This window comes from Paraburkholderia sp. BCC1886 (assembly GCF_900996245.1).
GTDB lineage: Bacteria > Pseudomonadota > Gammaproteobacteria > Burkholderiales > Burkholderiaceae > Paraburkholderia.
In genome coordinates this window covers 142,300-155,363 of the sequence record NZ_CAAJGK010000074.1, presented here as the reverse complement: position 1 = coordinate 155,363, position 13,064 = coordinate 142,300, and the positions used below count along the sequence as shown (strand labels likewise).

Here is a 13,064-nt window from a genome sequence, read left to right as displayed (position 1 = left end):
GGTCGGTCAACGCCTCGCTTTTGACCGGTAACTAGCGCTCAAACCGGCGAAATATGAGATTCGGTCGGTAATTTCGGCCAATCGTCGTCTTCGTCGTTTTTCGGCCATTGAATTCGATTCCCGAGCCGCGTCGCGATTGCTTCTCCAACAGGTTGTGCAAGACGTGAGTCACGCTTCTTATGAGCGCCTCGCGTTCGAGCCCACTTGCACAGCCGTGAATTTCTTTCACACTTAGGGGCTTGTATGACTAACGCAGTTACCGTCGCAAAGGATAAGGCGTATGTAGTTCCGTTCGAGCAGTTGCGGATGACCGACGTGGAAATCGTCGGTGGCAAGAATGCGTCGCTAGGCGAGATGATCAGTCAGCTCGCCGAAGCCGGCGTACGCGTGCCGACCGGTTTCGCCACTACGGCACTGGCTTTCCGTGACTTCTTGCATCACAACAACCTGACCGATCGCATCGCGAAGCGTCTCGAAACGCTCGACGTGGACGACGTCAAATCCCTTGCCGAAGCAGGCAAGGAAATCCGTCAATGGATCGTCGACGCGCCCATGCAGCCGCAACTCGAAGCCGACATTCGCGCGGGCTTCGACACGCTGCAAAACAGCTCGCCTGAAGAACTGTCGTTCGCCGTGCGTTCGTCGGCGACGGCGGAAGACTTGCCGGACGCTTCGTTCGCAGGCCAGCAGGAAAGCTACCTCAACGTGGTCGGCATCGACGAGGTGCTCGATCGCATGAAGCACGTGTTCGCGTCGCTGTATAACGACCGTGCTATTTCTTATCGCGTCCACAAGGGCTTTACGCACGCCGAAGTCGCGTTGTCGGCGGGTGTGCAGCGCATGGTGCGCTCGGACGTCGGCGCGGCCGGCGTGATGTTCACGCTCGATACCGAATCCGGCTTCAAGGACGCGGTGTTCATCACGTCGAGCTACGGTCTGGGCGAAACGGTGGTGCAAGGCGCGGTGAACCCCGACGAGTTTTACGTCTTCAAGACCACGCTCGAGCAGGGCAAGTACCCGATCATCCGCCGCTCGATCGGCTCGAAACTCATCAAGATGGAATTCACGAAAGCCGGCGAAGCAGGCCGCGTGAAAACCGTCGACGTGTCGCACGAGCAGCGCAACCGCTATTCGATCACCGACCAGGACGTGATCGAACTGGCAAAGTACGCGGTCATTATCGAGAAGCACTACGAGCGTCCGATGGACATCGAGTGGGGCAAGGACGGCCGTGACGGCAAGATCTTCATTCTGCAGGCGCGTCCCGAAACGGTGAAGAGCCAGGCTGCAGGCAAGGCCGAGCAGCGCTTCAAGCTGAAGGGCCAGTCGAACGTGCTGGCAACCGGCCGCGCAATCGGCCAGAAAATCGGCGCGGGTCCGGTGCGCGTAATTCACGATCCGTCGGAGATGGACCGTGTGCAGCCGGGCGACGTGCTGGTCGCCGACATGACCGACCCGAACTGGGAGCCGGTCATGAAGCGGGCGTCGGCCATCGTCACGAATCGTGGCGGGCGGACCTGTCACGCGGCCATCATCGCGCGTGAGCTGGGCGTGCCGGCGGTGGTCGGCTGCGGCGACGCAACCGACGTGCTGAAGGAAGGCTCGCTCGTCACCGTGTCGTGCGCGGAAGGCGACGAAGGCAAGATTTACGACGGCCTGCTCGAAACCGAAATCACCGAAGTGCAGCGCGGCGAACTGCCGCCGATTCCGGTGAAGATCATGATGAACGTGGGCAACCCGCAACTGGCCTTCGACTTCTCGCAACTGCCGAACGGCGGCGTGGGTCTGGCGCGGCTCGAGTTCATCATCAACAACAACATCGGTGTGCACCCGAAGGCGATTCTCGAGTACCCGAACATCGACGCCGACCTGAAAAAGGCCGTGGAAAGCGTCGCACGCGGTCATGCTTCGCCGCGCGCGTTCTATGTCGACAAGCTGACCGAAGGGATTGCCACGATCGCCGCGGCGTTCTATCCGAAGCCCGTCATCGTGCGTCTGTCGGACTTCAAGTCGAACGAGTACAAGAAGCTGATCGGCGGTTCGCGTTACGAGCCGGACGAAGAAAACCCGATGCTGGGTTTCCGTGGTGCGTCGCGCTACATCGCCGAAGATTTCGCCGAAGCGTTCCAGATGGAATGTATCGCGCTGAAGAAGGTGCGTGAGGAGATGGGCCTCGACAACGTCGAAATCATGGTGCCGTTCGTTCGTACGCTGAAGCAGGCGGAACGCGTGGTCGGTCTGCTCGACAAGTTCGGCCTGAAGCGCGGCGTGAACGGCCTGCGTCTGATCATGATGTGCGAAGTGCCGTCGAACGCGATTCTCGCCGAAGAATTCCTGCAATTCTTCGACGGTTTCTCGATCGGCTCGAACGATCTGACGCAACTCACGCTCGGCCTCGACCGCGATTCCGGTATGGAACTGCTGGCGGTGGACTTCGACGAGCGCGATCCTGCGGTCAAGTTCATGCTCAAGCGCGCAATCGAAACCTGCTTGCGTCTGGACAAGTACGTCGGTATTTGCGGTCAGGGTCCTTCGGATCATCCGGACTTCGCGCAATGGCTGACGGACCAGGGCATCGCGTCGATCTCGCTGAACCCCGACTCGATCATCGAGACGTGGCAAACGCTGGCGAAGTCGCTGAACAAGTAATCAGGTAGGCAGCTGTCGGAACTGCACGTGCTTCGTGCTATAAACACCCCGGTATATCCGGGGTGTTTTGCTTTGTGGAGGTCGACGTGGCGCCAGGTGGATTGTTCTGGTGGATCGGGGCAGGTGTGCTGATCGTGCTGGAGTTGCTCAGCGGCACCTTCTATCTGCTGATGATCGCGTTGGGCTGTGTCGCGGCGGCGATCGCGCACATTGCCGGCGCCGCGGCCGATGCGCAGTTCGTGATCGCGGCGGTGGTCGCGCTGGTGGCCGTGCTGGCGCTCAGGCGCTCGCGCTTTGGCCGGCGCACGCGCAAGGAGGCGTCGAAAAATCCCGACGTGAATCTGGATATCGGGCAGACGCTGAACGTCGTCGCGTGGCACGAGCGGCGCGCACGCGCCACTTATCGCGGCGCGGCCTGGGACGTGGAACTGGCCGAAGGCGAGCCGGAAGATGCGCTCCTCTACGAGATCGTGGAGATGCGCGGCAGTTGCCTCGTGGTGGTGGCCAGTCGCGAAGCCCGCACGCCACGTCATGCCTAACTATTCGAACTAGAGAAGGAAGACAGTCATGGATTCGACCATCATCGGCGCGGTGTTTCTGCTCATCGTGATCGTGCTGGCGGCGCAGACCATCAAGATCGTGCCGCAACAGCACGCCTGGGTGCTCGAACGGCTTGGCCGCTATCACCGCACACTGACGCCGGGCCTGAGTTTCGCGTTCCCCTTCGTCGACCGGATTGCGTACAAACACATCCTCAAGGAAATTCCGCTCGAAGTGCCGAGCCAGGTGTGTATCACGCGTGACAATACGCAGTTGCAGGTGGACGGCGTGCTGTATTTCCAGGTGACGGATCCGATGAAGGCGTCGTACGGGTCCAGCAACTTCGTGTTCGCGATCACACAGTTGTCGCAGACCACGTTGCGCTCGGTCATCGGCAAGCTCGAACTCGACAAGACTTTCGAGGAACGCGACTTCATCAACCACAGCATCGTGTCGTCGCTCGATGAAGCCGCCTCGAACTGGGGCGTGAAGGTATTGCGCTACGAAATCAAGGACCTGACGCCGCCGAAGGAAATCCTGCACGCGATGCAGGCGCAGATTACCGCCGAGCGCGAAAAGCGCGCGCTGATCGCGGCTTCCGAAGGGCGCAAGCAGGAGCAGATCAATATCGCGTCGGGTGGTCGCGAGGCGGCGATCCAGAAGTCCGAAGGCGAGCGGCAGGCGGCGATCAATCAGGCGCAAGGGCAGGCATCGGCGATCCTGGCCGTGGCCGAAGCCAATTCGCAGGCGATCCAGAAAATCGCCGCGGCGATCCAGTCCGACGGCGGCATGGAAGCGGTGAACCTGAAGGTGGCCGAACAGTACGTGAACGCGTTCTCGAACCTGGCGAAGCAGGGCACGACGTTGATCGTGCCGGGCAATATGTCGGATATGAGTTCGATGATCGCGTCGGCGCTGACCATCGTGAACAAGGGGAAGGGCGTGCCGGACGGGCGTTGAATCCCGACTGATGAGCGCTGAAGGCGCGCCGCGCGGCGCGCCTTATTGTCACACCGGCGGTCACACCGGCGGTCACACCGTCGGTCGCACCGTCAGTCACACCATCGCGGTATTCAACAGCCTCAACCCGGCGAACGCATCAAACGCGCTTTCTCGCGTTCCCAGTCGCGTTTCTTCTCCGTCTCGCGCTTGTCGTGCTGTTTCTTGCCTTTGGCGAGACCGATTTCGCACTTGACCCGACCGCCTTTGTAGTGAAAATTCAGCGGCACGAGTGTGTAGCCGCGCTGCTCGACCTTGCCGATGAGTTTGCTGATCTGCTCGCTGTGCAGCAGCAGCTTGCGCGTGCGGACCGGGTCGGGATGGATATGGGTCGAGGCTTCGGGCAGCGGGCTGATGTGCGTGCCGATCAGGAACAGTTCGTTGTCGCGGATCACGACGTAACCTTCCTTGATCTGGCCGCGCCCGGCGCGCAGCGCCTTGACCTCCCATCCTTCGAGCACGAGCCCTGCTTCATAGCGTTCTTCGACCGAGTAGTCGTAGAAGGCTTTTCTGTTGTCGATGATGCTCATGAATGGAAAGTGCCCAACTCGTTTAAAATCACGATTTTAGCAAAGCAGGGCAAGGAAAGCCCGCCGCGCTAGTCCACCCTTGCCACGCGCTGTTCAATTTATGGCAGATGTCCAGAAAACCGTGTTGATCCGCCATTCGGCGGAACAGATGTTCGACCTCGTCACCGACGTCGCCGATTACCCCAACTTCCTGCCCTGGTGCGGGGGAGTCGAAATCCGCCGCCAGGACGAAAACGCGATGGAAGCGAAGATCGACATCAATTTCAAGGGCATCAAGCAGCATTTCGCGACGCGCAACAGCATGGAACGGCCCACGCGCATCGACATGGAATTCGCCGACGGCCCGTTTCGCAAGTTCACCGGCTTCTGGCGCTTCACGCCGTTGCGCGAGGACGCCTGCAAGATCGAATTCGCGCTGCACTACGAATTCACCAACATCATTCTCGAAAAGCTGATTGGGCCGGTGTTCAGTCACATCGCCAATACTTTCGTCGAATCGTTCGTGAAGCGTGCCGACCAGCGCTACGGTAAGGCATGAGCCCGCGCTTGTCGATTGAAGTCTGCTACGCGCTCGCCACCGAGCAGACGCTCGTCGAACTCGACCTGCCGGCCGGCGCCACGCTGCGCGAGGCGATCGAGGCGAGCGGCATTCTGCAGCGCTATCCGCAGATCGATCTGGGTGCGTCGGGTTCGCAGGAGGGTCACGCCAGGGTCGGGATTTTCGGCAAGCTCAAGCCGCTCGACACCGTACTGGCCGATCACGATCGGGTCGAAATCTACCGGCCGCTAGTCGTGGACCCGAAAGTCTCGCGGCAGCGGCGGGTCGAGAAAACGCGCAAGGCGGGCTCGATCGAAGGACGCCGCTGGCAGAACCGCGATTCGCGCTAGGGCGCTTCGAGCGCTTGTAAAAGCGAAGGCGCCGGGTCAGGGCGGAGGGTGTCACGGCGTAGAAGCGCGCGCCTCGTCCTCGAGCGACGCTGCGCCGGCCGCATCGTCGCCGGCATCGTCGCCGGCATGCTGGCGCACCGACCAGCACACTCCAGCCACCAGCAGCAGGATGGCGGCCAGCTCCAGCGGCCGCGGCAACCGTTGATCGTAAATGAATGCATACAGCAGCGCGAACAGCGTCTCGAACACGATCATCTGACCGGACAGCGTGAGCGGCAGCCGCTTCGACGCGGCGTTCCACAAGCCGTTGCCGAGCCACGACGCGCCGATCGCGAGTCCCAGATTCAGCATCCAGAAGATGTGCCAGCGCCCGTCGGTCGACGCGCCCTGCGGGCCGCCCGGCGGCAGCACGGCGACCGCCACCCAGAACGCCACGCCCAGCGCGCCGGTCACGACACCCCACAGCATCGACCACTCGTTGCCGCTGAAATGCGTCTGCCGCTGCAGATAGCGGGCATTCTCGACCGCGAACCAGGTCCAGCTGGCGAGCGCGCCGAGCGCGCAGGCGAGCCCGATCAGCTTGCTCGCGATGCTGGTCGGGCTCGCGCTCGTCGTGGTGAACAGGTCGACATTGATGCAGGCGAGGCCTGCCAGCACGAGCGCGAGCGGCCAGACGAGGCGCGCGAGCGGCACCGCGCCGTGATCGCGCCGGCCGAGCAGCGTCACCGTGACCGGCAGCACGCCGACGATCAGCGAGGTCGGTGCAATGCCGAGCAGATGGACCGCGGCGGTCAGCAGCAGGTAATAGAGCAGGTTGCCCGCAGCCGCGAGCTGGACGAGCGCGACGAGATCTTCGCGAGTGAGCCGCGTGAGCAGCGAGCGGGCCGAGGGCAAGGCCGCGGCCAGCGAAACGATGCCGTACATCGAATACCGTCCGGCGCTCAGCAGCAGCGGTGAAAAATCGGGCAGCATGCGCGGCACCAGAAACACGGTTCCCCATAACGCCCCGGCCATTACGCCATATGCCACACCACGCCGCATCGACTGCCCCTGCAAGAATCCTGAAAAGGCTCGCAGATTAACCGTTCAGGGCGGTGTCCGTCTTGTTCGATTCTGCACGGGAGGGTCGACGTCGCTGCCGTCGATTGCGTCGAACACGCATTTGCCTGTGAACGCGCAAACGAAACCAGTTCGAACCCGAGGCGAACAGCGAAGCGAAATCGGCGCGGGAAAAAGGCTGCAAAGGTGCGGAAAAAAGTCCCGCCGAATTCGCTAAGCTGCTGTTAGTGCAGTGAAAACCGGGGAGGTATCGCGTATAATTCGCTTTTGCGCCTATAGGATTTGCCATGCGTCTGATCCAAACAGCACTCACGTTCGATGATGTGCTCCTCGTCCCGGCCTACTCCGATGTTCTGCCGCGCGACACCAGCCTCAAGACCAGGCTGACCCGCAACATCTCCCTCAACATGCCGCTCGTGTCCGCCGCGATGGACACCGTCACGGAAGCCCGTCTTGCCATCGCCATGGCGCAAATGGGTGGCGTGGGCATCATCCACAAGAACCTCACGCCGGCCGAACAGGCGCGTGAAGTTGCCAAGGTCAAGCGTTTCGAATCCGGCGTAGTGCGCGATCCGATTACGGTTCCACCGCAAACCAAGGTGCGCGACGTCATCGCGCTGTCGCGCCAGCATGGTATCTCGGGTTTCCCGGTCGTCGAAGGCGCGCAACTGGTCGGTATCGTCACGAACCGCGACCTGCGTTTCGAGGAACGTCTGGACGAACCGGTGCGCAACATCATGACGCCGCGCGAGCGCCTCGTCACCGTCAAGGAAGGCACGCCGCTCGCGGAAGCCAAGGCGCTGATGCATAGCCACCGCCTCGAGCGCGTGCTGGTCATCAACGAAGCGTTCGAACTGCGCGGGCTGATGACCGTCAAGGACATCACCAAACAAACCGAACACCCGGACGCCTGTAAGGACGAACACGGCAAGCTGCGCGCGGGCGCGGCGGTCGGTGTGGGCGAAGACAACGAAGAGCGTGTCGAACTGCTGGTACAGGCCGGCGTCGACGTCATCGTGGTCGATACGGCGCATGGTCATAGCAAGGGCGTGCTCGAGCGCGTCAAGTGGGTCAAGCAGAACTTCCCGCATGTCGAAGTGATCGGCGGCAACATCGCCACGGCTGCTGCTGCGAAGGCGCTGGTCGAGTACGGCGCGGACGGCGTGAAGGTCGGTATCGGCCCGGGCTCCATCTGTACCACGCGTATCGTCGCCGGTGTGGGCGTGCCCCAGGTCACGGCTATCTCGAACGTATCCGAAGCACTGAAGGGCACGGGCGTTCCGGTTATCGCAGACGGCGGCGTGCGGTTCTCGGGCGACGTCAGCAAGGCGCTGGCCGCCGGCGCGAATGCGGTCATGATGGGCAGCATGTTCGCCGGCACCGAAGAAGCGCCGGGCGACGTGTTCCTGTTCCAGGGCCGTCAATACAAGTCCTACCGCGGCATGGGTTCGGTCGGCGCGATGAAGGACGGCGCGGCGGACCGTTACTTCCAGGACAACTCCGCGAATATCGACAAGCTGGTGCCGGAAGGTATCGAAGGGCGCGTCGCGTACAAGGGTTCGGTCAACGCCATCCTGTATCAGCTGATCGGCGGCGTGCGCGCGAGCATGGGTTATTGCGGTTGCCGCACGATTTCGGAGATGAACGACAAGGCCGAGTTCGTGCAGATCACCGGCGCGGGCCTGCGCGAGTCGCACGTGCACGACGTGCAGATCACCAAGGAAGCGCCCAACTACCACGTGGACTAAAACCAATGAAGCCATTGCTGCGCGCTGTACTCATCCTCGATGCCGTGTTGTTGCTTGCGTTCGGTCTGCTGTTTCTGCTGACGCCATGGACTTCGTTGTACAACGCGCTGCAACTGGTGCAGACGCAGCCGGCGCTGGTCGGCCAGGGGTTTGGCGTGGCGCTCATCGGGCTGGCGTGGCTGGCCATGCATGCGTCTATCGACGGCGCGCTGACGTCGTCGGTCGCGAAGGTCGTCGGTCATGTGAACTGGCTGACCGGCGTGCTGATGCTGGTGTGGCTGCTCGGCTTGCATACGCCGGCGCTGACCGGCTTCGGGCAGATCGTCGCAGTGCTCACGGGTGTGGTGCTGCTACTGATCGGGCTGGGCGGGGTGCGACTGGCGAGCGCGGTGCGACGGCGCGAACGGGAGCGGCTGGCTGAAGCCGCTGCTGCCGAACGGGCCGAGCGTCAAGCCGCGAAAGATGCGGCGAGAAACGCGGCCAATCGTCAGGAGCCGCAGCCGCTCACGGCGGGTTTCCCGGTGTATCACCCGGACACCGCAGTGGCGCCGGCCGTTACGCCTGCGACTTCGTACCCGGTTGTCGACGAAGCCAATCTCACCGCTGCAGAGCGGGCCAAGCGCGCGGAGCGTTCCGCGCGCGCATCGGCCAGCTCCGCTGCCAGTTCGGCCGCCGCGGCACGCGACGATGCCCGCAACGCCGCTGCCGATGCACCCGGCGGGCCGCGTCCACCGTTTCATGGTTGATGCCGGCGCTTCCGTCCTGCTGCTTTCCGCCTTGCTGGCTGTTTTGAATTCGACGCCGCGCTTCGTGCGCGGCATTCCGTATCCGCTCACTTTTGACACCGTCCGCTGCCATGCATGACAAGATTCTGATCCTCGACTTCGGTTCGCAAGTCACTCAACTGATTGCACGTCGCGTCCGCGAAGCCAACGTGTATTCGGAAATTCATCCGTACGACGTCGACGCGTCGTTCATTCGCGATTTCGCGCCGAAGGGCGTGATTCTGTCCGGCGGTCCGAGTTCGGTGACCGAGACGGACACGCCGCGCGTGCCGCAAGCGGTGTTCGAACTCGGCGTGCCCGTGCTGGGCATTTGCTACGGCATGCAGGCGATGGCCGAGCAACTCGGCGGCAAGGTGGACATCGGTCATCTGCGCGAGTTCGGTTACGCCGAAGTGCGCGCGCGTAACCATACGAGCCTGCTCGAAGGCATCAGCGACTTCACCACGCCCGAAGGTCACGGCATGCTGAAGGTGTGGATGAGCCACGGTGACAAGGTGCTGCAAATGCCGCCGGGTTTCGCGCTGATGGCGTCGACTGAATCCTGTCCGATCGCCGCGATGGCCGACGAGGTGCGTCATTTCTACGGCTTGCAATGGCATCCGGAAGTCACGCACACCGTGCAGGGTCGCGCGATGCTCGAACGTTTCGTGCTGAAGATCTGCGGTGCGCAGGCCGACTGGGAGATGGGTAACTACGTCGACGAAGCGGTCGCTAAAATTCGCGAGCAGGTGGGTAAAGAGCACGTGATTCTCGGCCTGTCGGGCGGCGTGGATTCGTCGGTGGCGGCGGCGCTGCTGCATCGCGCGATTGGCGACCAGCTGACTTGCGTGTTCGTCGACCACGGTCTCTTGCGTCTGAACGAAGCCGAGCAGGTGATGGCCACGTTCGCCGATCACCTCGGCGTGAAGGTGATTCACGTCGACGCGAGCGAAGTGTTCCTGTCGAAGCTGGCCGGCGTGACCGATCCGGAAGCGAAGCGCAAGATCATCGGCGCGGAATTCGTCGAAGTGTTCCAGGCCGAAGCCGGCAAGCTGACCGATGCGAAGTGGCTCGCGCAGGGCACGATCTACCCGGACGTGATCGAATCGGCAGGCAAGGGCAAGAAGGGCACGCAGACCATCAAGAGCCACCACAACGTGGGCGGCTTGCCGGAGACGCTGAATCTGAAGTTGCTCGAACCGCTGCGCGAGTTGTTCAAGGACGAAGTGCGCGAACTCGGCGTGAAGCTTGGTTTGCCGCCGGCGATGGTGTACCGCCATCCGTTCCCGGGCCCGGGTTTGGGCGTGCGGATTCTCGGTGAAGTGCGCCGCGACTTTGCGGACCTGTTGCGTCGCGCGGACGCGATTTTCATCGAGACGCTGCGGACGTTTATCGACAAGGAAACGGGCAAGTCCTGGTACGACCTGACGAGCCAGGCCTTCGCGGTGTTTCTGCCGGTGAAGAGCGTGGGCGTGATGGGCGATGGCCGCACGTATGAGTACGTGGTGGCGTTGCGTGCGGTGCAGACGCTCGACTTCATGACCGCTCATTGGGCGCACTTGCCGCACGAGTTGCTGGGGCACGTGTCGAACCGGATTATTAATGAAGTGCGCGGGATTAATCGCGTGGTTTATGACATTTCGGGGAAGCCGCCGGCGACGATTGAGTGGGAGTAATTCAAACTCCCCCCGATTAAATTGAAATCAACACCGCTACCGTCAAACCCCCTTGACGGTAGCGGCTGCCCTTGAAGTCCTCGCCGTTCCACGTCTTTCACTTTCCCACTTCCACAAGCGCTAACGCTAACCCATTATTGACTCAGCCCGCCTTACAAATTCCACCACCAAACCGCTAATAAATTCCCACCCTTGAAAAATCCTCATTCGTGCCGATAATGCAGTTCGAAAGCAAAAACAGTTTCGACCGTCAGCACAATCAAACGAGAAAAGGCAAAGCATGTCGGCGCAGGGTGTGGAATCGGGGAAAGTGGACGCAGTCAATGCGTATTGGACCATTTGCCGCAATGGGGTAGCGAGTGTCATTGAATTCATGGGGGCGAAAACGCTGTCCCGTGATTTGACATTTGCGCAATATTTCACGGCATTCGACCGTCAGAGAAATGCGCTGGGCGGTACCGCCTTAACGGCAAAGCGCTTGAACCTCAACGAGGAACAAATCCAGGCGTTGCTCACCGCTATCCGGCGTGCGCAGATGTGGGAAGGCGTTCCCGCGTCCGATGGTAATACCGGAAACGCAATGATCGCGGCACTTCGATTAATCGATGCGCTTAACACGGTAAAAGAAGCTAATCCGCCACTCACCTTCGATACGGCCTTGCCTGAGTCGTCTCCAGAAGAGGGCGTGGCAAGTACGCGTACCCAGCAGCAGGTGCGTGCGCTCGAACTGGTAATCCGCAGCCTCATCACCGAGGCATATGGCAGTCAGGACCGGCTCCGTGAGCATTTTGCTGCGCTGAACAAGGCGGCCGTGGAGAAGTGGGCGAAGGCCGGTGACAAAGGCGATCTGCTGTCGGGTTCGATGTTCGGCGAACTCGTCTCGATGTTCGTCAATGTAAAAGAGTATCCGCAGAACTACGGCAAACTGTTTTCCGACACACCGTTCCTCCAGTTTCTCGACGAAAAGCGGGCGACGCTCGAAGCGTTTCTGAGCGATGTCCGTAGCATCCGCAATCGGGTCGCGCATCACAAGCGGGTCACGCCGGTGCAGGTCGCGCTCCTCGATCGTTACTACACGGAGATCGTCGAACCGTTGCAAAAGGCGTTCGACCGGGGACACACCCGCGTGAATCCGGATGCGTTCTTCGATGCGAACGCGGATCAACTGCAGCAATATTTCGGGCGCACGGAAGCTCAGCTGAAACGGTTCGGCGACGATATCGATTCGTTCAAATCCGATCTCAGTCAACTCGGCGCCGAGGTGCGGGGCGTGCGCGAGGACACGACGTGGCTGCGGCGCAAGACGGTGTGGGTGCTGGGTGGCATCGTCGCCGTCGGTGCGATCGGTGTGGCGACGCTTGGATTGTCCTCGGGGACGCTGGTCAACACGGTCGTCATCAAGTCTGGCGTGGACAACATCCAGAAGACGATGGTGAATGTGAAGCAGGAAACGAGTTCCGATCCGCGCAAGGAACTGCAGAACCGCGGCGTGTCGTGGACCGATCAGAACCTGCGCGACGCAATCAGGCGCGACGACGTCGACACCGTGAAGCTCTTCATGGGCGGCGGAATGACCTGGCGTGTGTTCTACGTCAACGACCTCCTCAAAAACAGCAGCGAAAACGCGAGCGATATCGTGAACGTGCTGCTGCAGAACACGCAGCTGATCAATCGGGTGGACGGCGATTGCAAGATAGAACTGGGCTCGCTGGTTCATGCCGAGCCATTGCCGGCCGGCACGAGCTACGACAGCCGCAAGCTGAAGCCGCACAGCTTGACCGATGTCGAACAGCGCTACATCAAGGGTACCTGCGCCACACCGGAGGATGTCCAGTATGCGCAGCGTCAATTCGATCAGGCGAGCACGTTCCACCGTTCCCAGCAGGACGCGTACGACCGCGAAAAGGCCGCGATCAAGCCCGTGGCGCAGTGCCGGCAGGAACTGCTGGCTAACAATGCACGGGAGCTGGTCGACCGCGCGTCCCGGTTCAACATCACCGGGTCCAGCACGTACGGCGCATTCGACGAATTGCTGGCGCAGGTCAATATCCAGTTGCTGGGCGGTGGGGGGCTGTCGATTGCCCGCCTGACACCACTGGTCGATAAATACTGTGCGACACAGGCGAACACCGAACCCAACATCGATATCAGCGACTGGAACGTCCGTGGCTGGCAACAACTGCTCAAGACGATCAGCTAACGTGACAAGAA

General features: G+C 61.5%; 11 protein-coding genes. 9 read left to right on the top strand and 2 right to left on the bottom strand.

The annotated features are described in order from the left end of the window. Positions 1-243: 243 nt before the first annotated feature. From ppsA to FQ746_RS25240, 3 genes are all read left to right on the top strand, one after another. Positions 244-2,649, top strand: coding sequence for a phosphoenolpyruvate synthase (gene ppsA / locus FQ746_RS25250; protein ID WP_144112519.1), 2,406 nt, complete (start codon positions 244-246; stop codon positions 2,647-2,649). 86 nt (positions 2,650-2,735) lie between these two features. After that, on the top strand, positions 2,736-3,188 hold the full coding sequence (locus FQ746_RS25245) for an NfeD family protein (RefSeq protein ID WP_144112518.1): 453 nt from the start codon (positions 2,736-2,738) through the stop codon (positions 3,186-3,188). A 28-nt stretch (positions 3,189-3,216) separates the two neighbouring features. Beyond that, entirely contained in the window at positions 3,217-4,149 is a 933-nt protein-coding gene (locus FQ746_RS25240) for an SPFH domain-containing protein (RefSeq protein ID WP_144112517.1), read from the top strand. 122 nt (positions 4,150-4,271) lie between these two features. Here the strand turns inward: FQ746_RS25240 and smpB are convergent, their stop codons facing one another. After that, positions 4,272-4,718, bottom strand: coding sequence for an SsrA-binding protein SmpB (gene smpB, locus FQ746_RS25235; RefSeq protein WP_144112516.1), 447 nt, complete (start codon positions 4,716-4,718; stop codon positions 4,272-4,274). Between the two features lie 100 nt (positions 4,719-4,818). Between smpB and FQ746_RS25230 the strand changes: the two genes are divergently transcribed. Next, the gene (locus FQ746_RS25230) at positions 4,819-5,256 is read left to right on the top strand and encodes a type II toxin-antitoxin system RatA family toxin (protein ID WP_144112515.1); all 438 of its coding nucleotides are present in this window, start codon (positions 4,819-4,821) and stop codon (positions 5,254-5,256) included. Beyond that, positions 5,253-5,606: an RnfH family protein gene (locus tag FQ746_RS25225; protein ID WP_144112514.1), complete on the top strand. Its 354-nt coding sequence runs from the start codon at positions 5,253-5,255 to the stop codon at positions 5,604-5,606. The genes FQ746_RS25230 and FQ746_RS25225 overlap by 4 nt, the downstream gene beginning before the upstream one ends. A 51-nt stretch (positions 5,607-5,657) precedes the next feature. Here FQ746_RS25225 and FQ746_RS25220 read toward each other — a convergent pair whose 3' ends face one another. Then, positions 5,658-6,647 (bottom strand): DMT family transporter, encoded by a 990-nt coding sequence (locus FQ746_RS25220; RefSeq protein WP_144112513.1) that lies wholly within the window; start codon positions 6,645-6,647, stop codon positions 5,658-5,660. Positions 6,648-6,952: 305 nt separating this feature from the next. Between FQ746_RS25220 and guaB the strand changes: the two genes are divergently transcribed. The 4 genes from guaB to FQ746_RS25200 all read left to right on the top strand — a co-directional run bounded on the left by guaB (position 6,953) and on the right by FQ746_RS25200 (position 13,053). Then, positions 6,953-8,413: an IMP dehydrogenase gene (gene guaB, locus FQ746_RS25215; protein ID WP_144112512.1), complete on the top strand. Its 1,461-nt coding sequence runs from the start codon at positions 6,953-6,955 to the stop codon at positions 8,411-8,413. A 5-nt stretch (positions 8,414-8,418) separates the two neighbouring features. Then, positions 8,419-9,159, top strand: coding sequence for a hypothetical protein (locus tag FQ746_RS25210; protein WP_144112511.1), 741 nt, complete (start codon positions 8,419-8,421; stop codon positions 9,157-9,159). A 110-nt stretch (positions 9,160-9,269) separates the two neighbouring features. Then, positions 9,270-10,853, top strand: coding sequence for a glutamine-hydrolyzing GMP synthase (gene guaA, locus FQ746_RS25205; protein WP_144112509.1), 1,584 nt, complete (start codon positions 9,270-9,272; stop codon positions 10,851-10,853). 280 nt (positions 10,854-11,133) lie between these two features. Beyond that, positions 11,134-13,053, top strand: coding sequence for an STY4199 family HEPN domain-containing protein (locus FQ746_RS25200; RefSeq protein ID WP_313955580.1), 1,920 nt, complete (start codon positions 11,134-11,136; stop codon positions 13,051-13,053). Positions 13,054-13,064 lie beyond the last annotated feature (11 nt).

Bases quoted from the DNA above. Each gene is read 5' to 3' on its own strand.
- ppsA (WP_144112519.1), top strand. From the start codon at position 244: ATGACTAACGCAGTTACCGTCGCAAAGGATAAGGCGTATGTAGTTCCG.
- FQ746_RS25240 (WP_144112517.1), top strand. From the start codon at position 3,217: ATGGATTCGACCATCATCGGCGCGGTGTTTCTGCTCATCGTGATCGTG.
- smpB (WP_144112516.1), bottom strand. From the start codon at position 4,718: ATGAGCATCATCGACAACAGAAAAGCCTTCTACGACTACTCGGTCGAA.
- FQ746_RS25230 (WP_144112515.1), top strand. From the start codon at position 4,819: ATGGCAGATGTCCAGAAAACCGTGTTGATCCGCCATTCGGCGGAACAG.
- FQ746_RS25225 (WP_144112514.1), top strand. From the start codon at position 5,253: ATGAGCCCGCGCTTGTCGATTGAAGTCTGCTACGCGCTCGCCACCGAG.
- FQ746_RS25220 (WP_144112513.1), bottom strand. From the start codon at position 6,647: ATGCGGCGTGGTGTGGCATATGGCGTAATGGCCGGGGCGTTATGGGGA.
- guaB (WP_144112512.1), top strand. From the start codon at position 6,953: ATGCGTCTGATCCAAACAGCACTCACGTTCGATGATGTGCTCCTCGTC.
- FQ746_RS25210 (WP_144112511.1), top strand. From the start codon at position 8,419: ATGAAGCCATTGCTGCGCGCTGTACTCATCCTCGATGCCGTGTTGTTG.
- guaA (WP_144112509.1), top strand. From the start codon at position 9,270: ATGCATGACAAGATTCTGATCCTCGACTTCGGTTCGCAAGTCACTCAA.
- FQ746_RS25200 (WP_313955580.1), top strand. From the start codon at position 11,134: ATGTCGGCGCAGGGTGTGGAATCGGGGAAAGTGGACGCAGTCAATGCG.